Below are 18,505 nucleotides of genomic sequence, written 5' to 3'. Positions count from 1 at the left end.
ACGCGCCTTTCTGGCTTGCCGCTGCGAAAGCTTTGGGAGCCGTGATGAAACTGGAATACGGGCCGCTCGCCAATGCTTGGGTGCGCCTCGAACCGCTGGATGAGCGCCACAAGGCTGATCTCCGAGAAGCGATCGGCGAGCCGCTCAAGACCCTGCGCTTCAGCCCGAGCCCGCAACTCTATCACGACGGTTTCGAGGCCATGGTGGACTGGCAGATCGAGCAAGGCCGCGCCGGGCGCTGGCAGCCTTACGCGGTCGTCGCCGACGGTCGCGCTTGCGGGCAGAGCAGCTTCATCAATCCGCGCGAGTACGATGGCGGCGTCGAGATCGGCGGTACCTGGTACGCCGAACGCGTGCGCGGCGGGCCGGTCAATCCGTCGTGCAAGTTGCTGCTGATGCGGCACGCTTTTGCGTGCGGCGCCGAGCGGGTGGAGTTGAAGACGGATTCCGAGAACGCGCACTCGCGCGCGGCCATCCTGAAGCTCGGCACCGCGTTCGAAGGCATTCACCGCCATCACATGCGGAGACCCTGGGGTGGTTGGCGCGATACGGCTTGGTATTCGGTGTTGCGCGAGGAATGGCCGGCAGTTGAAACGAAGCTGGAAGCGCGATTGGCTGCCTTCGGCTGATCCTTGCGCGTTTGCAATTTAGCCGAACGCGCGTAGATTGAGTCTGACGCGAGCACCGCATTCGTTGCGGCTTACGGGGCGCTCCCCGCCGCGCCGCTCTCCCCACTCGAACTCAAGGAGGCGTGCGCGAAACCGCTCGTAATCTGCCCATGACATACATCGTTCTGCTTATCGTCGTGCTCGTCACCGCGACCGTGTCCGGCGTGTTCGGCATGGCCGGCGGCCTCATGCTGATGGGCGCGCTGACGCTGGCCATGCCTGTAGCCGCCGCCATGGTGACCCACGGCGCCGTCCAGTTCGTCTCCAACGGCTGGCGCGCCATTCTGCACCGTAAGTACATCGATTGGCCGATCATCCTGTTCTACGGCGCGGGCTCCGCCGTTGCCGCTGCACTGCTGGCGATGGTGACCTATTCGCCGACGAAAGCCTGGGTGTATTTGCTGTTGGGGCTGGTGCCGGGCTTGGCGTGGATTCCCAAAGATCGCTTCAATCTCGACGCCGCCAAGCCGGTTCACGCCGTTGCGTGCGGACTGAGCGTTACGGGTCTCAACGTCATCGCAGGCGTCTCCGGCCCGCTGCTCGACGTCTTCTTCGTCCGCACCGCGCTGACGCGCCACCAGATCGTCGCCACCAAAGCGGCGACGCAAGCGTTCAGCCACACGGTGAAAATGGTGTTCTATGGCGTGCCGTTGTTCGCCTCGGCGCAAGCGACCGGCCTACCGCCATGGTGGTTTTTCATCGTCGCCGCGCCACTCGCCATGCTCGGCGCTTATCTCGGCGGCCTGGTGCTCAACCGCATGAGCGACGTGAATTTCCTGAAGTGGACGCGCTGGATCGTAACCGGGCTGGGCGTGATCTACCTGATCCAAGCGGCGCATTTGTTCGCATCCAGTTGAAGAAAGAGGCCGGGACCCATAGTGGATGGAGCGATTGCGTGGCTGGGTCCCGGCTTCGCGCCTCCCGCGCGAACTAAAGTCTAGACGTCGTCCGCCGCTTCTTCCGGCGTCTCCGCCGCTGGCGGCGGTTCCGTCATTTCAAAGTCCAACAAGTCCGCTGGTTTGCACTCGAGCGCGGCGCAGAGCTTGGCCAAGGTCTCAAAGCGAACACCCTTCACCTTGCCGGTACGGAGCAGCGAGAGGTTGGCCTCGGTGATGCCGATGCGCTCGGCGAGGTCCTTCGCCCGCATCTTGCGGCGCGCCAGCATCACATCGAGCGTCACGACAATCCTCATTAGAGTTCAACAAACTCCCGCGTCGTCGCGGTTTCGAGGACATAACCCGCCAGCATCAGCAATGCCGAGAAGCCGACCATGCCGATGTCGAACGTTTCATAAGTGACGACGACGCCCGACTGCCCGGTCGAGAACATGCCGTAAAGCGTCGGCGCCAACAGCATTTTCGCAAACAGCGCCCACAGCGCCCAATAACCAGCGCAACGTAGCGCGGACCCTGCCGCACGCGTGAAGAAGCATTCTTCGACGGCTGTACGGAGCTGCCACAAAGCCAAGATTAGATAGATGCTGGGCAACGTCAGCACTGAGTTGATCAGCACGTGGTTCGTCGCCTGCAGCCACGAATACTCCAGCGCGATCGCATCCAAGGTTGGATCGGCAACGTGCTGGCGCACCGCGCTCGCGACGACAGCCACAATGGCCACCATCAGCATGACGCTGCCGCCTTCGGCCAACTTGCGTGCGCGCACCATCGGCGCAGCGGGATTCACCATCAGCATGACGTTCTCCCTCAAACAATCTGGTCGTTGTCGGCTTTGAGCGCGGCAGCGACTTCCACGACGTTGCGCACGACGCGTGCGATCAATGACAGCAACAGCCCCAAGCCCGCGAGCACCAAGTACTCAGCCTCGAAATTCCAATCGAAGCCGCCGAAACCGCCCGACACCCAGTTCTGAATGTTCGGCACCACGATCATCGCGATCGCCGCCGCCCAGAGCAGCGCGTCGCCGATGCGGCCAAGCAGCATCGCCGTCGCCGGGCCCCAAACTTCGCCACGTGCGAGCCGGCCAAGATAATTGCGCGTCTCCCAAAGGCCCCACGCAAGGATCAGCGGCGGGAAGGCTTCGACGATTTGATGGACGAGGCTCTCGTAGTCACGGCCCTCGCCCGGGCCGTACTCGTTGAAGAACACCTCGCTAATCGGGCCGATCACGTACTGGCCAAGGATCAGCAGCAGCGCCGCCGCCAACAGGATTGATGCCAAAGGCTGAAGCCGGCTGGCCTCCGCCGCGGCCCTGATCACCGAATCCCGCCAAATGTCCCGCGGCGTTTCCGAGTCGCCCATTGTCCGCTCCCTCTGACGATAATTTATTATCGCCTGGCAATATCCATTATTGCGTCACGATAACCGTGTCAAGCGGGATGCGTTCAGGGAGGTTAAGACGGCGTCAACCAGGCTCCAGGTCCCATGGGACACTTGAGATTCGGGACGGCAAAAAATGCCCATCATCACCCACGTGCTGCTCTACCTCGGCTACCTCACCATCTCGCTGACGGTGGCGTTGCTGCTGAACGAAGTGGGCGGCCAGGATTTGGGCTCGTCGTTCCTCGGCGGCATCGCGCTCTTCTGCGCATGCGCGGTGACGCACTCGAGCATCTCAGCGACGACCGCCGCAGGCCGCGTCGGCAACACCGAGAAGTCGATGAAGCGCGACATGGAGCGCTTGCGTGTCGCACACCGCGAAGTCACCGCCGACATCGACGCGATGCAGACGCGCCTCGACTCGATGGAAGCCTCCATTGCGTACGGCACGCCAGCGCCCACCACGCATCAGATCGAAACGCAGCCGGCGAATATCGAACTGCGCATGATCGATCAGATCGTCGACAAGCTCGGCGCGGCTATGGATGCGCGTCTACAAACGATTCAAGGCGCCGGCAACATCACCGCCATCAACCCAACCGCTGCACGCGGTCCGATGGACCTCGTGCGCGAGGCGCTGATGGAAAACCGCGTTGAACTTTACCTGCAACCGATCGTGCAGCTGCCGCAGCGCAAGACCGCGTTCTACGAAGGCTTCACGCGTCTTAAGGACATGAACGGCCGCATCATTCTGCCGCAGGAATTTATCCCGGCGGCTGAGCAAGCTGGGCTGATGAGCACAATCGACAACGTGCTGCTGTTTCGCTGCGTGCAGATTGTCCGCAAGCTCATGAAGCAGGATCGCCGCATCGGCATCTTCTGCAACATCTCGCCGTCGGCGCTGGCGGATGAACAATTCTTCCCGCAATTCCTCGATTTCATGCGTGAGAACCGCGATCTTGCCGGCAGCGTGATCTTTGAGATTCCGCAGGATGGCTACGAGAACCGTACCTCGATCGAAGCGCGCGCCATGGCCAAGATGGTGGACCTCGGCTTCCGCTTCTCGATCGACCGCGTCACCAACACTGAGATGGATCTGCCGGACCTGGAACGCTCAGGCGTGCGGTACGTGAAGATCTCCGCTACCACGATCAGCGAGCAGATCGTCACGCGCGGCATGCGCCCGCGTTCGGCCATCACGCGCGAAATCGCGGCAGCCGATATCGCGGCGGTGTTCCAGCGCTACGGCATCGACATGATCGCGGAACGCATCGAGAGCGAAGACACAGTGCTCGAGGTGCTCGACCTCGATATCCCGTTCGGCCAAGGGCACCTGTTCGGGACACCGCGCGCGATCAAGGAAAGCTTGATGGAAGAAACCGCGCCGCCGCGCGAATTCTACATGAAGCAATCCGGCCGCATCGCGTAAGTTCGGTCCCATGAAATGGGACGAGTTCGTCAAGATCGCGAAGGAGCTGCCGGAGGTGGAGGAATCCACCTCATATGGTCGACCCGCGATCAAAGTGCGCGGCAAGTTCATGGCCGGCTACAATCCGAACGAAAAAGCCTTCGTGCTGCGCATCGCCAATGTCGAGGAGCAGGACTTCCTCTGCGAGATGGCGCCGGAGCTGTTCTACATCACGCCACACTACAAGGGTTACCCGGCGCTGATGATGCGGCCGGGCAAGCTCACCAAGAAGGAAGCGCGCGGGCGGCTGGAGAAGGCCTGGCGGCTGCAAGCGCCAAGAAGCGTTATTAAAGCCCACGACTCCCAATCTTGACGTCATCCCGGACGCGCGGAGCGCGATCCGGGACCCAGGGGCAAACACACAGCTCTACGATCCCCTGGGTCCCGGCTCTCCCCTTCGGTCGGCCGGGATGACGGTTGAGTTTTTCTGCGTCCCGCCACAACTAGCCGCTCATGACGAAGATCATCGCCATCACCGGCGGCTCCGGCGCCGGCAAGACCACGGTAGCGCGCGCGCTGGCGCGAAAGCTCGGCGCGGGCGCGGTGGTCATTGCCGAGGATGACTACTATTGCTGCTCCTCCACCATCCCGAACTTCGACGCCGCGACCTACAATTTCGATGCGCCGGAAGCGAAGGAGCACGCGCTGTTGGGTGATCATCTGGCGCTCGCTAAGAGCGGCGAGGCGTTCGACAAGCCGGTCTACGATCTCGTCACGCACCGGCGGAGAGCTGATGTTGAACGCATCGTCCATGCCGACACGGTCATCGTCGAAGGCATCCACCTGCTCGCGGCGCCTGAGCTGCGCGCGCTCTACGACCTCTCTGTCTACATGCACTCCGACGAAGCGCTCCGCTTAGGCCGGCGCATGATCCGCGACGCGGAATCGCGCGGGCGCACGCCGCGTTCCGTCATGGCGCAGTTCTTCACCACCGTGCGCCCCATGCACGAGCGCCACATTGAGCCGCAGCGCGCGCTGGCTGACATGGTCATCGTTTGCCCGTATGACGCCGGCCCCGACCATGCGGACCAAAGCGCCGCGCAAATTCTGGATCGCCTGGCGTGACGCAAATCATCCCGAGTCTGGACGCGATCGCCGATCGCTACGACGCCGTTTTGTGCGACGTCTGGGGCGTTCTGCACAACGGCCGCCGCGCCTACCCCGCCGCGTGCGCAGCGCTGCAACGTTTCAAGCGCGCGGGCAAGCACGTCATCCTGATCACGAACGTGCCGAAGCCGCGCGGACCGATCCCCGGCCAACTCGATCACGCCGGCGTGCCGCGCGATGCCTGGGACGCCATCGTCACCTCCGGCGACGCGATCCGCGCCGAACTGGCGCTCCGGGCGCCGGGACCAATGTATAAGATCGGACCCGACGATTACGATCGGACGCTGTGGGAAGGATTGGGGCTCGCAACAGCGCCGCTAAGCGCGGCGAAGTTCGTCGCTATCTCTGGTCTCAACCGCGATGACGAGACGCCGGCGGACTACGCCGAAACACTGCGCGAAGCGCGTGCGCGCGAACTCGATATGATTTGCGCCAACCCAGACATCATCGTCCAATTCGGCGACCGCATGATCTGGTGCGCCGGCGCGATCGCGCGCGATTACGAAGCGCTCGGCGGCAAAGTAATCATGGCCGGCAAGCCGTTCGCGCCGATCTACGACTTGGCGTATCGCGAACTCGAAGGCGTCGCCGGCGAGTCCATCAACAAATCCCGCATCCTCGCCATCGGCGATGGCGTGCCGACAGATCTCGCCGGTGCGCAGTCGCAAGGGCTGGATTGCCTCTTCATCGCCTCCGGCATGCACGGTGAAGCGCTATGGACTGATGGCGCGATCGATGTGGCGAAGGTCGATGCAGCGCTAGCGTTGGAAGGCGTGCGCGCGGCGTACGCGATGACTGCGCTCTCCTAAAACGTCCGCACGCCCATATCGTCGAAGGCTTCGCCGATGTGACGGTCGAAGTCGCGGGCGCGGTCCATGTCGTCGCTGCCGTCATTGTCTCCGCTGCGACGACGGGCGACTCCGCGGCCGAACAGCGCCGTCGGATTACCAGGCTCGATTCCTAGCGCCGCTTCGAAGGACGTGCGCGCGCCAGCCCATTCGCCGCCGCGCAATTGCAGCACGCCGCGACAGAGTTGGGCCTCCACATTATCCGGCGCCGCCGCGACGGCAGTTTCCGCATCGCCGCGTGCGCGATCTAGGTTGCGCGACTGCTGCACTGAGAGCCAGCAGCGTGCGGCGCGGGCGTCGACCAGATCGTTATCGTTGCGCACGGCGGCGTCGAAGTCGGCAAGCGCGCCGAGGTCGTCTTGCAGCCGCTGCTTGGCGCGGCCGCGGTGGGCGTAGGCTAGCGCCAAGCTGCGATTGCGGTTGATCGCTTCGTCGTAGGACGCGACCGCCGCTTGATAGTCGCCGCGTTGGAACGCGATGTCGCCCTTCATCAGGTGGGCCTGATCCAGTTCATCGCCTTGCGCGATCAGCCGGTCCACTAGCGGCTCGACCGCATCAAGCTGGCCGCTCGCAAGCAGGATCGCTGCGCGCCCAGCGAGCGCTTCCGCATTGTTCTCATCCACCTGCAGCGCTGCTTCAAAGTCCCGTAGCGCCGGCGTCACTTGCCCGGCGGCACGGCGCGCCACGCCACGATGCGCCTGCGCCTCGGCTCGCGCGGCTTCGTCCAGTTCGCCGCTGTCGATCAGCGCGGTGCACGCCGCGTCGCGCTCAGCGGCTTCGGCGTTTGCATTGGCGCAGGTGACGCGGTTGCGTGCGAGCGGATCATCGCTTGCGCGGTCGCATGCCACCAGCGCCAGCGCCCCAACCAACACCACAACCCAAACCCGCATCGCGTTCCTCCCACGTCAGCCTAGACCGCCCTCGCCCGGCGCGCCTAGACTGGCGCTCACATAACAGGGAGCGGTGCGATGGCCAATTTGTTCGACCTCAGCGGCAAGACCGCCATCATTACCGGCTCCACCAAGGGCATCGGCAAAGCCATCGCGCATCGGCTGGCGGAACATGGCGCCAATGTCGTGGTGTCATCGCGCAAGGCGGACGTGTGCGACGCGGTGGTGGCTGAGATCAACGATCAGGTCGGTCGCAACGCTGCGATCGCCATTCCGTGCAACATCGCTGCAAAAGAGGCGCTACAGAACCTCGTTGACGAAACTCGGCGTCAGCTTGGCCAGATCGACATCCTCTGCTGCAACGCTGCGTCGAACCCGTATTTCGGCCCGATGGGCAACATGCAGGACGATCAGTTCAACAAGATCCTGCAGAACAACATCGTATCCAACCACTGGCTGATCCAGATGGTCGCGCCCGAGATGCGCGCGCGCAAGGATGGCTCGGTGATCATCATTTCGTCGATCGGCGGCTTGCGCGGCACGCCGGTGCTTGGCGCCTATGCGATCTCAAAGGCCGCCGACATGCAGCTCACGCGCAATCTCGCGGCCGAATTCGGGCCGGATAACGTCCGCGTCAACACCATCGCGCCCGGCCTGATCCAGACCGATTTCGCGCGCGCGTTATGGGAGAATCCGGAAATTCTGAAAGTCGCGACCGAACGTTCGCCGCTACGCCGCATCGGTCAACCGGATGAGATCGCGGGCATGGCGGTGTTCCTAGCGTCGAAGGCCGGCGACTTCACGACGGGGCAGACATTTGTGATTGACGGCGGGCAGACCGTCGTCTGATCAGAACGCGCCGATCACCGGCACGAGCTTTTGCTTCAGCGCCTGGGCGGTGAACGGCTTCACCAAATAGGATGACGCGCCGGCGCGGCCTTCGGCGGCTTCGCCTTCTTCGTTGTCGTTGGCGAGCATCACGAACGGTGTGGCGGCGGTTTTCTCATCGGCGCGAACGCGTTGCAGCAATTCCATGCCCGTCATCGACGCCATGCTCCAATCGGAGATCACGAGCGCGTAGTTCTTCGCCTGCATCTTGGCGAGCGCTGTGCGCCCGTCGGATGCTTCGTCGATATTGGTGAAACCAAGCTGGCGGAGCAGATTGCGCATGATCCGGATCATGGTGTTGTAGTCATCCACGATCAAAATCGGCATCGTCATCGATACGGACATACGCTCGGCTCTCCCGCACCCCGGCGCTTGTTGTTGAGGGGGCGGCGCGCCGCCGGATCGGGGTGCGACGATCCAGCGGCGAGACGTTCCCGGCTCTTATTGCGCCGTGTAGTAAGATCACAGATAGCAAAGACCTGAGAATTTTCGGTAAAGTAGCGCTTAAGTATGAGTGAACGCGCGCGCGTCTAAGCTTGCGCTGGTCATGCTTTGGCAAGGGACAGCGCTCAGATCGGCGCGAAACGCAAGACTTTGTGAACGAATGGACGATCCGTCAGAAACTTTAGTTCCAGCAGACGCGCTCGGCGCGGCGATCGCGCTCGGCAATTTCGACGGCGTGCATCGCGGACATCAGGCCGTAATCGAGTCGGCGCGTGCTGTTGCGGAAGAGTACGGCGTTGCGCTCGGAGCCGCCGTATTCGAACCGCACCCGCGCCGCTTCTTCAAGCCGGACACACCGCCCTTTCGTCTGCAGAGCAATCGCCAACGCGCGCGAGCGCTTGGCGATGTTGGCGTAAGCGAAGTGTTTGAAATTGGTTTTGATGCAGCGGTTGCTGACTCGACCGATGCGGAGTTTGCGGAGAAAGTTCTGAAAGGTACGCTCGGCGCGTCCCACGTGAGCGTCGGCGCCGATTTTCGCTTTGGCAGAGGCCGGATGGGCGACGCTCAAGGCCTTGCGGCGCTCGGCCAACAGCTCGGCTTTACGGTCGGAGCCGTTGCACCAGTGACAGATGGCAACGCAAAAGTGTCCTCCTCCGCGATCCGCGAGGCCATCGCTGCGGGCGACATGCCGCGCGCGGCTGATATGCTGACGCGGCCCTGGGCAATCGAGGGCGAAGTGCTGCGCGGCTTCCAGCGCGGTCGCGGCTTCGGCTTTCCCACGGCAAACGTGGCGCTTGGCGCGTATGTGCGCCCCCGGCTTGGCGTCTACGCAGTTCGCGTCGATACCGGCGATGGCGTACTGTTGCCCGGCGCGGCGAGCGTCGGCGTGAATCCGACAGTCGGGGCGCTGCCAGAGCCTGTGCTAGAGGCGCATCTGTTCGATTTCAGCGGCGATCTTTACGGCAAGACCATCGAAGTTGAACTCGCGGCGTTCCTGCGCGACGAGGCCAAGTTCGACGATGTGAACGCAATGCGGCGGCAGATGACGCAGGATGTCATCAACGCAAGGCGCGCGCTGATCACCCCATAGAGTCATTCCAGACGGCCGAAGGCCGATCTGGAATCCAGGGATCGTAGAGCTGAACGTTTGCCCTAGATTCCAGATCACGCTTCGCGTGTCTGGAATGACTCTAGGGGATGGGCCGCGTTGGGATTTTCACCTCAGCCTCGCCTTCAAGCACGACCGTGTCGCCAACGCGGCATTCGCACTTCAGCTTACCGCGCCGCCCCTTCTCCACCAGCTCGACGATCTCAACCGTGGCCTCGACCGTGTCGCCGATCCGCACTGGCGCCAGAAAGCGCAGCGTCTGCGAAATGTAGATCGCGCCCGGCCCCGGCATGCGCGTGCCGATGACGGCGGAGATCAAGCTCGCCGTGTAGAGCCCGTGCGCGATGCGGCCGCCGAAGGGCGTTTTGGCGGCGAAGTGTTCACTCAGATGGATCGGGTTGCGGTCGCCGCTGATCTCGGCGAATCCGACGACATCCGAGGCTTTGACGTGCTTCGAGTACGTCTCGCGCATGCCGACGCGGACATCTTCGAAATAGAGCGTTTGGGTTTCGGGGAGAGTCATGCGCTTCCTCTACCGCCGCGCCTTGAAGAAGTCCTTGAGCAGCTTTGACGCGGCATCGGCGCAGACGCCAGCGGTGATCGCCGGCTTCCAATGACAGGTCGATTGATCGAACACGCGGCTGCCGTGCGCGACGCCGCCGCCCTTGGGATCGCTCGCGCCGTAGACGAGCCGGCTGATGCGCGCGTGGCTGATGGCGCCGGCGCACATCGCGCAGGGTTCCAGCGTCACGTACATCGTCAGCCCCGGCTTCAGCCGATAATTCTCCAGCACCGCTGCCGCATTCCGCAGCGCGATGATCTCGGCGTGCGCCGTCGGATCATGCGCGGAGATCGGCATGTTGGCGCCTTCGGCGATAATCTCGCCCAGCCCGTCGACGATCACGCAACCAATCGGCGCCTCGCCCGAGCCCGCGGCGGCGACAGCGAGCGAAAGAGCGCGCGACATGTGGTTCTCGTCGCTCATGCGCGTTTGAGTTCGAGCAGATCGGCGACCACCGGCATGGCGTAAAGCGTCTCGAAGGTGCCAGGCACGATGGCCTCGCGGTACATCCGCCGCGCTTCATCGTCGGAATGGCGCATCCGCGCCTCGCTGGCGCGCTGCCACGTCTCCCGATCCGGCCATTGCGCGTAAGCGATGTACACATTCCCCTCCGCCCGGTGCAGCCGCGAGCCCCAGCCGCCGAACTCCGCGGCGATCCGCTCGGTGCCGCGCTTCCAACCCGCCTCGAATTGCGCCTCCAGCCCTGGTACGACCTGCCAGCGGTAAATCACGGCGAACATGGCTTCTTCCTCTGACTTCTCTTCTAGCGAAGGCGAGCGCATTGCCAAATTCCTGGCGCGCGCGGGCGTCTGTTCGCGCCGGGACGCCGAAAAGCTGATCGCCGAGGGCCGAGTGAAGCTCAACGGCACGACGCTGGATACGCCGGCCGTGAAGGTCACGGCCAAGGACAAGATCAGCGTGGATGGCCGCCCGGTCGGCGCGGCCGACGCCACACGGCTCTGGCGCTACCATAAGCCCTCCGGCCTCGTGACCACGCACCGCGATCCCGCCGGGCGGCCGACGGTGTTCGAGAATTTACCGCCGGACCTGCCCCGTGTGGTTTCCGTCGGGCGGCTCGATCTGACATCCGAGGGCCTGCTGCTGCTCACCAATGACGGCGAACTGGCGCGGCGGCTGGAGCTGCCGGCCAATGGCTGGATTAGGCGCTACCGGGCGCGCGCGTTCGGGCGGGTGGCGCAGGAGGAGCTGGATCAGCTTAAGGACGGCATCACCGTCGATGACGTGCGCTATGGGCCAATCGACGCCAAGCTTGAGCGTGGTCAAGGCGCCATTTCCAGCGCCAATTCCTGGATCACGGTGTCGATCACCGAAGGCAAGAACCGCGAAGTCCGCCGCGTGCTCGACGCGCTCGGCTTGAAAGTGAACCGGCTCATCCGCATCGCGTACGGGCCGTTCCAGCTCGGCGTGCTGGCGCCGAACGCGGTCGAGGAAATTCCACGCAAAGTGCTGCGCGAACAGCTGGGCAAAGACTTCGCTTAGTGGCCGCCACCGAGGAAGGCGGGGATTGGCGGGAAGTAGGCCGGCCACAAGATGTGACAGCCTTCCCAAACCATACGGGCGCCGGCGAAGACGATGATGATAATGCCGACAAGCGCAATCCAGCGGTGCTTTTCGATAACGCGCGCAATGAACGTCGCCGCCACGCCCATCAGGACTACTGACAGCACGAGGCCGAACCACATGATAACTTCGTTGTGGCGCGAGACCGCCGCCACCGCGAGCACGTTGTCGAGCGACATCGAAACGTCGGCGATTATGATCGTCATCAGTGCGCTGAGGAATGTCCTTGGCTTCTTGCCGTGGGACGCGATCACCTCAGCCATATGCTCGCCGGCGACAGGATCGCCCACCGAAATGGGCTGATGTTTGCGCAGGTCTTCCCACATCCGCCACGCCACCCAAAACAGCAGCAGACCGCCAGCGAGCAGCAACCAATCGATTGCCAACAATTGCTGAGTCACGGTGGCAAAAACGATCCGCAGCACGAGGGCAACGATGATGCCCCAAAAGATCGCACGCCGCTGCTGAACCGCCGGCAGGGCAGCAGCCGCTAGGCCCACGGCCACGGCGTTGTCGCCGGCCAGAGCCAAGTCGATGAGGATGACCGAGAACAGCGCCGTGAAGTTTGCGACAGCGAGATCGGGATTGAACAGGTCGGCAAAATGAGCGGCCAGTGATTCCACGATTGTTCAGCTCCGCAATCTACCGACCTTCGGCGCCATTCTTGTTCCCGAAACGTACGGTGCGGGTCAAGCGCCCGTCGTGCGCGACATATGGCGCACGCCGATTATCTGCAATGTTGCACGCGGCGCCGCGGCGCCGCATGTGGGCGTCGATGCGCATTGTGGGCGGACAATTCAAGGGACGGCCAATCGCAGCGCCGGTAGGACGGGACACGCGCCCGACCAGCGACCGCGCCCGCGAGGCCGTGTTCAACATTCTCGCCCACGCACCCTGGTCGCCGGGCATTGAAGGCCGGCGCGTGCTTGACTTGTTCGCAGGCTCGGGCGCGCTTGGGCTTGAAGCGATGTCGCGCGGCGCCGCGTTCGCGTTGTTCGTGGAGACGGATGCCGCCGCACGCGGCGTGATACGTGACAACATCGAAGCGCTGGGCCTGTTCGGGACCACGCGCATCCATCGCCGTGACGCAACCGATCTGGGCTTAAAGCCTTCCGGTCTTGGCGATCCATTCGATCTGGTGTTCCTCGACCCGCCCTACGGCAAGGGTCTGGGCGAAGCAGCGCTCGGGCAGCTGGGCGCCGGCTCGTGGATCACGAGCGATGCGCTGATCGTGTTCGAAGTTGGCGCCGACGAGACGCCCGCGATCCCCGCATTCGAAACGCTGGACACGCGCGACTATGGCGCCGCGAAGGTGCTTTTCCTCAAGCCGCCCTGACTACGGCGTCGCTGGCGCGACTTCCGCTGCTGGCGCCGTGCGCTGCACCACGCCAGGACGGATCGTGCGCAATTGCGGGGCAAGCTGAACGTCAGTGTTCAAGCGCGCGCGGAACTGGGTGCGGCAGCGGTTGAGCAGATCGGCGTCTGGCGAGGCGACGTCATGTTCGGCTTGCACCTGCTCCAAACGCTGACACGCTTCGCGCGTCCGGCCAGAGCGATCGAGCGAGCGAACCAATTGCTGCGCGTCCGCCTCAATAGCCGCCGCAGCTGGCGCTTCGGCGTTCGAGCCGGCGCTTTCTTCACGCAGACTCAGCGCGCGTTCGAACCGGGCGCTCGCGCCGCTCCAGTCGTTACGCTGCACCGCGATCTCGCCCAGCTCCGACGCCACGGGTGCTGCGACAGTTGGCGCCAGCTGTGGCAACGCCAACTGCAGCTGCGCTTCGGCTTGCTCGGTCTGGCCGGCGTTCTGAGCCGTTACGCCATCAGAGACTTGCGCCGCCGCGGTGGCTTCCGTGGCGCGGTTGGCCCGCGCGTACGAGCGCGACAGCATCCGCCACACGCCAGGATCGCGCGGTGAGAGGTTGGTCGCCTGCTCCAGCGCGCGTTGACCCAGCGGATCCCCGTTGGCTTCGCCGACGGAGCCGCACAGCAGATAGATTTGATCACGCAGCGGATCGTCCGGATGCGCTTGCGCGTAGGCCCAGAGCGTTTGCATTGCAGCCGGGCGCGTGCCGTCCGCAGCCATTTGCGCCACGGCAATGCGGACCTGCGCATCGGGGTGTGCGGCCAGCGCGGCGAAGGCGGCGCGATATGCTTCGCTCGCGGTCGCATCGAATGACGCTTCACTCACCGCACCTTCGTCTAAGCGCGCTTCGGAGCTTGGCGCGGGAGATGCGCCGGGGGCCATTTCGTTCGACGCGCTTTGTGTTTCGCCCAGCGCGCCAGCTTCCAGCAATTCGGCAAGTGTGATCGCCTGCTCGGGCGTCAGCTGACCTTCAGCGAGCAAGCGCAGCAATTCGGCGCGCAGATCTTCCTGCGTCACTTCGGTGTCAGGCGGCGCGAAGATGTAGCGACCACCCGCTGCGATACCGATGATGAGCGCGATCACCGTGAGAACGGACACCAGCCGGATACGCGCGCCCAAGCGGCGGCGGCGGCGCTCGATCTCGGCGACATTCACATCGCGGCCGGAGAGCTTCGCCTTCAGCACTTCTTCCAGCAGCTTCAGTTGCGGGGCGTTGGCGCCGCCGTTCCAGTTGGTGAAATCCTCTGCCTGGAAGGCGCCGAAGCCGAGCGGGATCTCGACGCGGTCGAACATCACCGGCACGAGCCGGCCTTCGTCACGTGCGCGGCCTGCTTCGTCGCGCACGAATGTCGAGGCCGACGACGACCGCGTCCACACCACGATCACCGCTTTGGCGCTCTTCAGCTCTTTCTCGATGATGGCGGTGTAGTCCTGGCCCGCCGAGAGCGAGCGATCCCACCACACATTGAAGCCACGCGACATCAGAGCTTCCGCGAGCGGCCGCACCCGATTGCGATCCTCGCTGGCGTAAGAAATGAAGATGTCCGCCATGACGCGCCCCTGCCTCGGCGCGTTCTAGCGCCGCCTCGAGTTGTCCCTGCCCCCCCAATAGGCGCTTGCAAGCGCGGCGGGAAGATGACGCCGGTCACGGCTGCGTGGGGAATGTCGTTTTTTCGCTCTATGACAGAGCGTTAGACAGCGTCCGGGCCGCGATAGCAGGCCTCGATGTTGTTGCCGTCGGGATCCAGCACGAACGCGCCATAATATTGATCCGCGCCCTTCCGTGGCCCCGGCAGGCCATTGTCCTTGCCCCCGGCCTCCAGCGCCGTCGCATAAAATGCATCGACCGCGGCTTTCGTCTTCGCCGCGAACGCAACGTGCATCTGATTGATGCCAGGTCGAGAACCTTCGACCCAGTAAGACGGGATCAACCGGCCGATCCAAAGATATGGGTATTCGGTTGGACTCCTGCCCAACAGAAATGCGTCGGGACCGTTGTCTGCCGTCATCAAGCCCAGCGGCTTGGCAATCGCATCATAGAAGCGGCGCGCTTTATCGAGATCGGTGACGACGATTCCGGTGTGATCGAGCATGCATCGTAAACGTCGCGTTGTACCGCCAGTTCCTCAGTGCAGATTGAGGAACGCGTTCCCCAACACGAACCACGTCAACAGCAGCAGCGCCCCCGAAGCGCCTTCAAGCACGCGCCGCGTCCACGGGCGCGCATCCGGCACAACCAACCCCGCATGCGCGAGCGCAACACCCGCAAGCATCGCAACGCCGAACGTCACCACCTGCGCACGCAAGTGCGGCATCATCAGGCCCTGCACGGTGTCGACGTAGAAGGTGTAGAGTCCTGAAGGAACGTCAAGCCATGCCCAGCCATCAGCGCGGTGAGGCGCGTGACGCGGCGATTGTTGGCGGCGGCTTCGGTGAAGTCGGTCAATTCGGGCTCGGCGTCGGGCTCGCAGGAGGCGGTTCACAAATTTCGGCTGTCGCGGTTCGGACCTGCGCGGCGTAGTCGTCCCACCCTTCAGGCTTCGGATTCATTATCCAATGGATCGTACGTCTGATTGGCAGGCGCGGGCCGGCTTGATAGGCGGCGTAGGATTCAGGCGTAAGGCGAAAACGCCGGACAATGTTGAGCGTCGCTTGACTGAATCCAACGTTACGCGGCGCTTCGAACGCCACATCACAGCTCAGTCCGCGCTCCGCATTTGGCCTGCAACACAAGACGACTAAGCCTGCCGAGCCTGGCGCATTGTATCCTGGCGGAAAATTGCGCGCATAGTCCGGCCCTGTCGGCTGGCGCTCATACTCCAGCTCGGGATTGGCTTGCGGCTCCTCCCGCGCCAACGCCGCGCCGGCGACACAAAGTGCGATTGCACCGATGGCGACGAGAATGCGCATCACTTACCGATCAATAAACAAGGCCGCCGGATGCTCCAGCATGCCTTTGACGCGCTGAATGAACGCGGCTGCGTCGTAGCCATCGACCACGCGGTGATCGAACGACGAGCTGAGGTTCATCATCTTACGAATGACGATCGCGCCGTTCTTCACCACCGGGCGCTCAACTAGCTTGTTGACGCCAATGATCGCCACTTCCGGGTGATTGATCACTGGCGTCGTAACGATGCCGCCCAACGCGCCGAGCGAGGTGATGGTGATAGTGGAGCCGGACAACTCTTCCTTCGTCGCCGTATTGGCGCGCACCGCGGCGGCGAGGCGCGAGACTTCGGTGGCGCTATCCCACACGTCGCGCGCTTCTGCGTGGCACACCACCGGCACGATCAGGCCGTTATCTGTTTGCGTGGCGATGCCAATATCGACGTTGTCGTGGCGATAGACGATTCCCTGTTCGTCATCGAAGCGCGCATTGATCTGCGGGAAATCCGGCAGCGAGAGCACCAGCGCCCGCATCAGGAACGGCAATAGCGTCAGCTTCGGCTGATCGCTGCGCTTGGTGGCGTTCAGGTGCGCGCGGAGTTCTTCAAGCTCGGTGAGATCGCATTCTTCGACGTACGCAAAGTGCGGAATGCGGCGCTTGGCGTCCTGCATCTTCTCCGCGATCTTGCGCCGCAGGCCGATAATCTTCACCGGCTCCACGCCGTTCTTCTCGGTCAGAGCCGAACCGCCGCGGCGCGAGCCGGCGGCAGGCACAAGCACCGCGTCTAGATCTTCGTGCGTAATGCGGCCCTCCGGGCCTGTGCCGCGCACTTGGCCAAGCTCGAGGCCCAGCTTCCGCGCACGCGCGCGCACGGCCGGCGACGCTTGCGCCTCCGACCATTCGCGCACTGTTGCATCACGCCCCGCCGGCTTAGCGACAGCTTGCGACGGCGCGGGCGCCTTAGCTTTCTGCGCAGCACCCGGCATTGCCGCCGCCGGCACGGCCTTCGCCTGCGGAGCGCCGCCTTGCATCGCCGCTTTCACTTCGTCCTCGGACCACGTCGCGCCTGCTTGTGCGCGGATGCGTGGCTTAGGCTCGGCGCCGTTTCCTTTTGCTCCCCCGCTTGCGGGGGAGGAAACCTCTTCGCCATCGGTCTCGAACACCACGATCTGGCCGCCGACGGGCGCCATGTCGCCAGGCTCGCCGTGAAGTGACACGATTTTGCCGGAAACGGGCGCGGTCATCTCCACCGTCGCCTTATCCGTCATCACGTCCACGAGCGGCGCGTCTTCCTTGACGACATCGCCCACGCGTACATGCCACGCGACGATCTCGGCCTCAGCCGTACCTTCGCCCACATCCGGCAGTTTGAAAACGAATTGGCCCATTATTCCCTCAGGCGTCCACGACGGCGCGCATCGCCTTGATGATGCGCGGCGGCGTCGGAAAATACTCCCACTCAAGCGAGTGCGGATACGGCGTATCGTAGCCCGTGACGCGTTGGATCGGCGCCTCGAGCTTATAAAAGCAATGCTCCTGCACCAGCGCACTCAACTCCGCGCCGTAGCCAGACGTGCGCGTCGCTTCGTGCACGATCACGCAGCGCCCGGTCTTCTCGACCGACGCTACGATTGTATCGATGTCCACCGGCAGCAGCGTGCGCAGATCGATCACTTCCGCGTCGATCCCGCTTTCTTCAGCGGCCGCCTTCGCGACGTGAACCATCGTGCCATATGCAAGCACAGTCACCGCCTCGCCCGGGCGCACGATGTTCGCCTTGCCTAGAGGGATTTTGTAATAGCCCTCCGGCACGTCGCTGGCCGGATGCTTCGACCACGGCGAAACTTGGCGATCGTGGAAACCATCGAACGGGCCGTTATAGATCCGCTTCGGCTCCATGAAGATCACCGGATCGTCTTCTTCGATCGCCGAGATCAGCAACCCTTTCGCGTCGTACGGCGTCGATGGAATCACCGTCTTCAAACCGGCGACGTGCGTGAACAGAGCTTCCGGCGATTGGCTGTGCGTTTGTCCGCCGCGAATGCCGCCGCCGTACGGCATACGCACCGTAAGCGGGGCAGTGAAGTCGCCAGCCGAGCGATAGCGCAGCCGCGCCGCTTCGCTGACCAGCTGGTCGTAAGCGGGATACATGTAGTCCGCGAACTGGATTTCGATCACGGGACGCAGACCATAGGCGGCCATGCCGACAGCAACGCCAGCGATGCCGTTCTCGTTGATCGGCGCATCGAAGCAGCGCTTGGCGCCGTACTTCTTCTGCAAATGCTCCGTCACTTTGAACACGCCGCCGAAATAGCCGACGTCTTCGCCGAACGTCAGGACGTTCGGATCGCGTTCCATCATGTTGTCGAGCGCTGAGTTCAGCGCCTGGATCATGGTCATCGTGGCCATGGG

General features: G+C 63.6%; 25 protein-coding genes. 10 read left to right on the top strand and 15 right to left on the bottom strand.

From position 1 onward, the window contains the following. Nucleotides 1-44 precede the first annotated feature (44 nt). Nucleotides 45-629 (top strand): GNAT family N-acetyltransferase, encoded by a 585-nt coding sequence (locus tag DSM104635_RS06410; RefSeq protein WP_158765408.1) that lies wholly within the window; start codon nucleotides 45-47, stop codon nucleotides 627-629. 149 nt (nucleotides 630-778) lie between these two features. Further along, complete coding sequence (locus DSM104635_RS06405) at nucleotides 779-1,525, top strand: sulfite exporter TauE/SafE family protein (protein ID WP_158765407.1); 747 nt, start codon at nucleotides 779-781, stop codon at nucleotides 1,523-1,525. Between the two features lie 80 nt (nucleotides 1,526-1,605). Here DSM104635_RS06405 and DSM104635_RS06400 read toward each other — a convergent pair whose 3' ends face one another. The 3 genes from DSM104635_RS06400 to DSM104635_RS06390 are packed head-to-tail and all read right to left on the bottom strand — an operon-like array spanning nucleotide 1,606 to nucleotide 2,926. Next, nucleotides 1,606-1,860: a helix-turn-helix domain-containing protein gene (locus DSM104635_RS06400; protein ID WP_158765406.1), complete on the bottom strand. Its 255-nt coding sequence runs from the start codon at nucleotides 1,858-1,860 to the stop codon at nucleotides 1,606-1,608. Further along, nucleotides 1,860-2,360 carry a hypothetical protein gene (locus DSM104635_RS06395; RefSeq protein WP_158765405.1) on the bottom strand — a complete coding sequence of 167 codons (501 nt, stop codon included), beginning with the start codon at nucleotides 2,358-2,360 and terminating at the stop codon, nucleotides 1,860-1,862. Before DSM104635_RS06395 ends, DSM104635_RS06400 begins: the two co-directional genes overlap by 1 nt. A gap of 11 nt (nucleotides 2,361-2,371) precedes the next feature. Continuing rightward, nucleotides 2,372-2,926 carry a DUF2975 domain-containing protein gene (locus tag DSM104635_RS06390; RefSeq protein WP_158765404.1) on the bottom strand — a complete coding sequence of 185 codons (555 nt, stop codon included), beginning with the start codon at nucleotides 2,924-2,926 and terminating at the stop codon, nucleotides 2,372-2,374. A gap of 154 nt (nucleotides 2,927-3,080) precedes the next feature. Between DSM104635_RS06390 and DSM104635_RS06385 the strand changes: the two genes are divergently transcribed. The 4 genes from DSM104635_RS06385 to DSM104635_RS06370 all read left to right on the top strand — a co-directional run bounded on the left by DSM104635_RS06385 (nucleotide 3,081) and on the right by DSM104635_RS06370 (nucleotide 6,328). Continuing rightward, on the top strand, nucleotides 3,081-4,373 hold the full coding sequence (locus DSM104635_RS06385; RefSeq protein WP_158765403.1) for an EAL domain-containing protein: 1,293 nt from the start codon (nucleotides 3,081-3,083) through the stop codon (nucleotides 4,371-4,373). A 10-nt stretch (nucleotides 4,374-4,383) separates the two neighbouring features. Beyond that, on the top strand, nucleotides 4,384-4,725 hold the full coding sequence (locus DSM104635_RS06380; RefSeq protein ID WP_158765402.1) for an MmcQ/YjbR family DNA-binding protein: 342 nt from the start codon (nucleotides 4,384-4,386) through the stop codon (nucleotides 4,723-4,725). A gap of 140 nt (nucleotides 4,726-4,865) precedes the next feature. Further along, nucleotides 4,866-5,477, top strand: coding sequence for a uridine kinase family protein (locus DSM104635_RS06375; protein ID WP_158765401.1), 612 nt, complete (start codon nucleotides 4,866-4,868; stop codon nucleotides 5,475-5,477). Continuing rightward, the gene (locus DSM104635_RS06370) at nucleotides 5,474-6,328 is read left to right on the top strand and encodes a TIGR01459 family HAD-type hydrolase (RefSeq protein ID WP_158765400.1); all 855 of its coding nucleotides are present in this window, start codon (nucleotides 5,474-5,476) and stop codon (nucleotides 6,326-6,328) included. Before DSM104635_RS06375 ends, DSM104635_RS06370 begins: the two co-directional genes overlap by 4 nt. On the opposite strand, the gene DSM104635_RS06365 is transcribed toward DSM104635_RS06370, so the two are convergent. Continuing rightward, nucleotides 6,325-7,257: a tetratricopeptide repeat protein gene (locus DSM104635_RS06365; RefSeq protein WP_158765399.1), complete on the bottom strand. Its 933-nt coding sequence runs from the start codon at nucleotides 7,255-7,257 to the stop codon at nucleotides 6,325-6,327. The two genes, DSM104635_RS06370 and DSM104635_RS06365, sit on opposite strands and share 4 nt — an antisense overlap. A 78-nt stretch (nucleotides 7,258-7,335) precedes the next feature. Here DSM104635_RS06365 and DSM104635_RS06360 point away from each other — a divergent pair, with 78 nt between their 5' ends. Continuing rightward, nucleotides 7,336-8,106: an SDR family NAD(P)-dependent oxidoreductase gene (locus DSM104635_RS06360; protein ID WP_158765398.1), complete on the top strand. Its 771-nt coding sequence runs from the start codon at nucleotides 7,336-7,338 to the stop codon at nucleotides 8,104-8,106. On the opposite strand, the gene DSM104635_RS06355 is transcribed toward DSM104635_RS06360, so the two are convergent. After that, on the bottom strand, nucleotides 8,107-8,490 hold the full coding sequence (locus DSM104635_RS06355) for a response regulator (RefSeq protein ID WP_158765397.1): 384 nt from the start codon (nucleotides 8,488-8,490) through the stop codon (nucleotides 8,107-8,109). A 259-nt stretch (nucleotides 8,491-8,749) separates the two neighbouring features. Between DSM104635_RS06355 and DSM104635_RS06350 the strand changes: the two genes are divergently transcribed. Further along, on the top strand, nucleotides 8,750-9,679 hold the full coding sequence (locus DSM104635_RS06350; protein ID WP_158765396.1) for a bifunctional riboflavin kinase/FAD synthetase: 930 nt from the start codon (nucleotides 8,750-8,752) through the stop codon (nucleotides 9,677-9,679). A gap of 100 nt (nucleotides 9,680-9,779) precedes the next feature. Here the strand turns inward: DSM104635_RS06350 and DSM104635_RS06345 are convergent, their stop codons facing one another. Genes DSM104635_RS06345 through DSM104635_RS06335 form a run of 3 tightly spaced genes read right to left on the bottom strand, consistent with a single transcriptional unit; the run spans nucleotide 9,780 to nucleotide 10,999 of the window. After that, entirely contained in the window at nucleotides 9,780-10,220 is a 441-nt protein-coding gene (locus tag DSM104635_RS06345; RefSeq protein ID WP_158765395.1) for a MaoC family dehydratase, read from the bottom strand. Nucleotides 10,221-10,229: 9 nt separating this feature from the next. Continuing rightward, nucleotides 10,230-10,682, bottom strand: coding sequence for a tRNA adenosine(34) deaminase TadA (gene tadA, locus DSM104635_RS06340; protein WP_228445909.1), 453 nt, complete (start codon nucleotides 10,680-10,682; stop codon nucleotides 10,230-10,232). Continuing rightward, nucleotides 10,679-10,999 (bottom strand): antibiotic biosynthesis monooxygenase family protein, encoded by a 321-nt coding sequence (locus tag DSM104635_RS06335; protein WP_158765394.1) that lies wholly within the window; start codon nucleotides 10,997-10,999, stop codon nucleotides 10,679-10,681. Before DSM104635_RS06335 ends, tadA begins: the two co-directional genes overlap by 4 nt. On the opposite strand from DSM104635_RS06335, the gene DSM104635_RS06330 reads away from it, so the two are divergent. Then, nucleotides 10,998-11,759 carry a pseudouridine synthase gene (locus tag DSM104635_RS06330; protein WP_158765393.1) on the top strand — a complete coding sequence of 254 codons (762 nt, stop codon included), beginning with the start codon at nucleotides 10,998-11,000 and terminating at the stop codon, nucleotides 11,757-11,759. The genes DSM104635_RS06335 and DSM104635_RS06330 overlap by 2 nt on opposite strands. On the opposite strand, the gene DSM104635_RS06325 is transcribed toward DSM104635_RS06330, so the two are convergent. Beyond that, the gene (locus DSM104635_RS06325) at nucleotides 11,756-12,463 is read right to left on the bottom strand and encodes a YjbE family putative metal transport protein (RefSeq protein ID WP_158765392.1); all 708 of its coding nucleotides are present in this window, start codon (nucleotides 12,461-12,463) and stop codon (nucleotides 11,756-11,758) included. The genes DSM104635_RS06330 and DSM104635_RS06325 overlap by 4 nt on opposite strands. Nucleotides 12,464-12,615: 152 nt before the next feature. Here DSM104635_RS06325 and rsmD point away from each other — a divergent pair, with 152 nt between their 5' ends. Then, on the top strand, nucleotides 12,616-13,176 hold the full coding sequence (gene rsmD / locus DSM104635_RS06320) for a 16S rRNA (guanine(966)-N(2))-methyltransferase RsmD (protein ID WP_158768024.1): 561 nt from the start codon (nucleotides 12,616-12,618) through the stop codon (nucleotides 13,174-13,176). Here the strand turns inward: rsmD and DSM104635_RS06315 are convergent, their stop codons facing one another. The 6 genes from DSM104635_RS06315 to DSM104635_RS06290 form a co-directional block, all read right to left on the bottom strand. Continuing rightward, nucleotides 13,177-14,754 (bottom strand): toll/interleukin-1 receptor domain-containing protein, encoded by a 1,578-nt coding sequence (locus DSM104635_RS06315; RefSeq protein WP_158765391.1) that lies wholly within the window; start codon nucleotides 14,752-14,754, stop codon nucleotides 13,177-13,179. A gap of 140 nt (nucleotides 14,755-14,894) precedes the next feature. After that, nucleotides 14,895-15,296, bottom strand: coding sequence for a VOC family protein (locus DSM104635_RS06310; RefSeq protein WP_158765390.1), 402 nt, complete (start codon nucleotides 15,294-15,296; stop codon nucleotides 14,895-14,897). 33 nt (nucleotides 15,297-15,329) lie between these two features. Then, nucleotides 15,330-15,521, bottom strand: a complete 192-nt coding sequence (locus DSM104635_RS06305) for a hypothetical protein (protein WP_158765389.1) — start codon at nucleotides 15,519-15,521, stop codon at nucleotides 15,330-15,332. A 124-nt stretch (nucleotides 15,522-15,645) separates the two neighbouring features. After that, a complete protein-coding gene (locus DSM104635_RS06300) occupies nucleotides 15,646-16,116 on the bottom strand; it encodes a hypothetical protein (protein ID WP_228445907.1) in 471 nt (156 codons plus the stop codon). Then, complete coding sequence (locus DSM104635_RS06295) at nucleotides 16,117-17,481, bottom strand: dihydrolipoamide acetyltransferase family protein (RefSeq protein ID WP_158765387.1); 1,365 nt, start codon at nucleotides 17,479-17,481, stop codon at nucleotides 16,117-16,119. A gap of 7 nt (nucleotides 17,482-17,488) precedes the next feature. Further along, nucleotides 17,489-18,502 carry an alpha-ketoacid dehydrogenase subunit beta gene (locus tag DSM104635_RS06290; protein WP_158765386.1) on the bottom strand — a complete coding sequence of 338 codons (1,014 nt, stop codon included), beginning with the start codon at nucleotides 18,500-18,502 and terminating at the stop codon, nucleotides 17,489-17,491. Nucleotides 18,503-18,505: the final 3 nt, after the last annotated feature.

Origin of the sequence: Terricaulis silvestris (genome assembly GCF_009792355.1) — a bacterium.
Classification (GTDB): domain Bacteria; phylum Pseudomonadota; class Alphaproteobacteria; order Caulobacterales; family Aquidulcibacteraceae; genus Vitreimonas; species Vitreimonas silvestris.
The sequence above is the reverse complement of the archived record's forward strand: the minus strand, read 5'-3'. Positions and strand labels throughout refer to the sequence as shown.

Coding starts and splice junctions, on each gene's coding strand:
- DSM104635_RS06405 (WP_158765407.1), top strand. CDS start 779: ATGACATACATCGTTCTGCTTATCGTCGTGCTCGTCACCGCGACCGTG.
- DSM104635_RS06380 (WP_158765402.1), top strand. CDS start 4,384: ATGAAATGGGACGAGTTCGTCAAGATCGCGAAGGAGCTGCCGGAGGTG.
- DSM104635_RS06390 (WP_158765404.1), bottom strand. CDS start 2,926: ATGGGCGACTCGGAAACGCCGCGGGACATTTGGCGGGATTCGGTGATC.
- DSM104635_RS06295 (WP_158765387.1), bottom strand. CDS start 17,481: ATGGGCCAATTCGTTTTCAAACTGCCGGATGTGGGCGAAGGTACGGCT.
- DSM104635_RS06410 (WP_158765408.1), top strand. CDS start 45: ATGAAACTGGAATACGGGCCGCTCGCCAATGCTTGGGTGCGCCTCGAA.
- DSM104635_RS06310 (WP_158765390.1), bottom strand. CDS start 15,296: ATGCTCGATCACACCGGAATCGTCGTCACCGATCTCGATAAAGCGCGC.
- rsmD (WP_158768024.1), top strand. CDS start 12,616: ATGCGCATTGTGGGCGGACAATTCAAGGGACGGCCAATCGCAGCGCCG.
- DSM104635_RS06290 (WP_158765386.1), bottom strand. CDS start 18,502: ATGGCCACGATGACCATGATCCAGGCGCTGAACTCAGCGCTCGACAAC.
- DSM104635_RS06350 (WP_158765396.1), top strand. CDS start 8,750: ATGGACGATCCGTCAGAAACTTTAGTTCCAGCAGACGCGCTCGGCGCG.
- DSM104635_RS06395 (WP_158765405.1), bottom strand. CDS start 2,360: ATGCTGATGGTGAATCCCGCTGCGCCGATGGTGCGCGCACGCAAGTTG.
- DSM104635_RS06355 (WP_158765397.1), bottom strand. CDS start 8,490: ATGTCCGTATCGATGACGATGCCGATTTTGATCGTGGATGACTACAAC.
- DSM104635_RS06315 (WP_158765391.1), bottom strand. CDS start 14,754: ATGGCGGACATCTTCATTTCTTACGCCAGCGAGGATCGCAATCGGGTG.
- DSM104635_RS06335 (WP_158765394.1), bottom strand. CDS start 10,999: ATGTTCGCCGTGATTTACCGCTGGCAGGTCGTACCAGGGCTGGAGGCG.
- DSM104635_RS06330 (WP_158765393.1), top strand. CDS start 10,998: ATGGCTTCTTCCTCTGACTTCTCTTCTAGCGAAGGCGAGCGCATTGCC.
- DSM104635_RS06375 (WP_158765401.1), top strand. CDS start 4,866: ATGACGAAGATCATCGCCATCACCGGCGGCTCCGGCGCCGGCAAGACC.
- DSM104635_RS06365 (WP_158765399.1), bottom strand. CDS start 7,257: ATGCGGGTTTGGGTTGTGGTGTTGGTTGGGGCGCTGGCGCTGGTGGCA.
- DSM104635_RS06360 (WP_158765398.1), top strand. CDS start 7,336: ATGGCCAATTTGTTCGACCTCAGCGGCAAGACCGCCATCATTACCGGC.
- DSM104635_RS06400 (WP_158765406.1), bottom strand. CDS start 1,860: ATGAGGATTGTCGTGACGCTCGATGTGATGCTGGCGCGCCGCAAGATG.
- DSM104635_RS06385 (WP_158765403.1), top strand. CDS start 3,081: ATGCCCATCATCACCCACGTGCTGCTCTACCTCGGCTACCTCACCATC.
- tadA (WP_228445909.1), bottom strand. CDS start 10,682: ATGAGCGACGAGAACCACATGTCGCGCGCTCTTTCGCTCGCTGTCGCC.
- DSM104635_RS06345 (WP_158765395.1), bottom strand. CDS start 10,220: ATGACTCTCCCCGAAACCCAAACGCTCTATTTCGAAGATGTCCGCGTC.
- DSM104635_RS06305 (WP_158765389.1), bottom strand. CDS start 15,521: ATGATGCCGCACTTGCGTGCGCAGGTGGTGACGTTCGGCGTTGCGATG.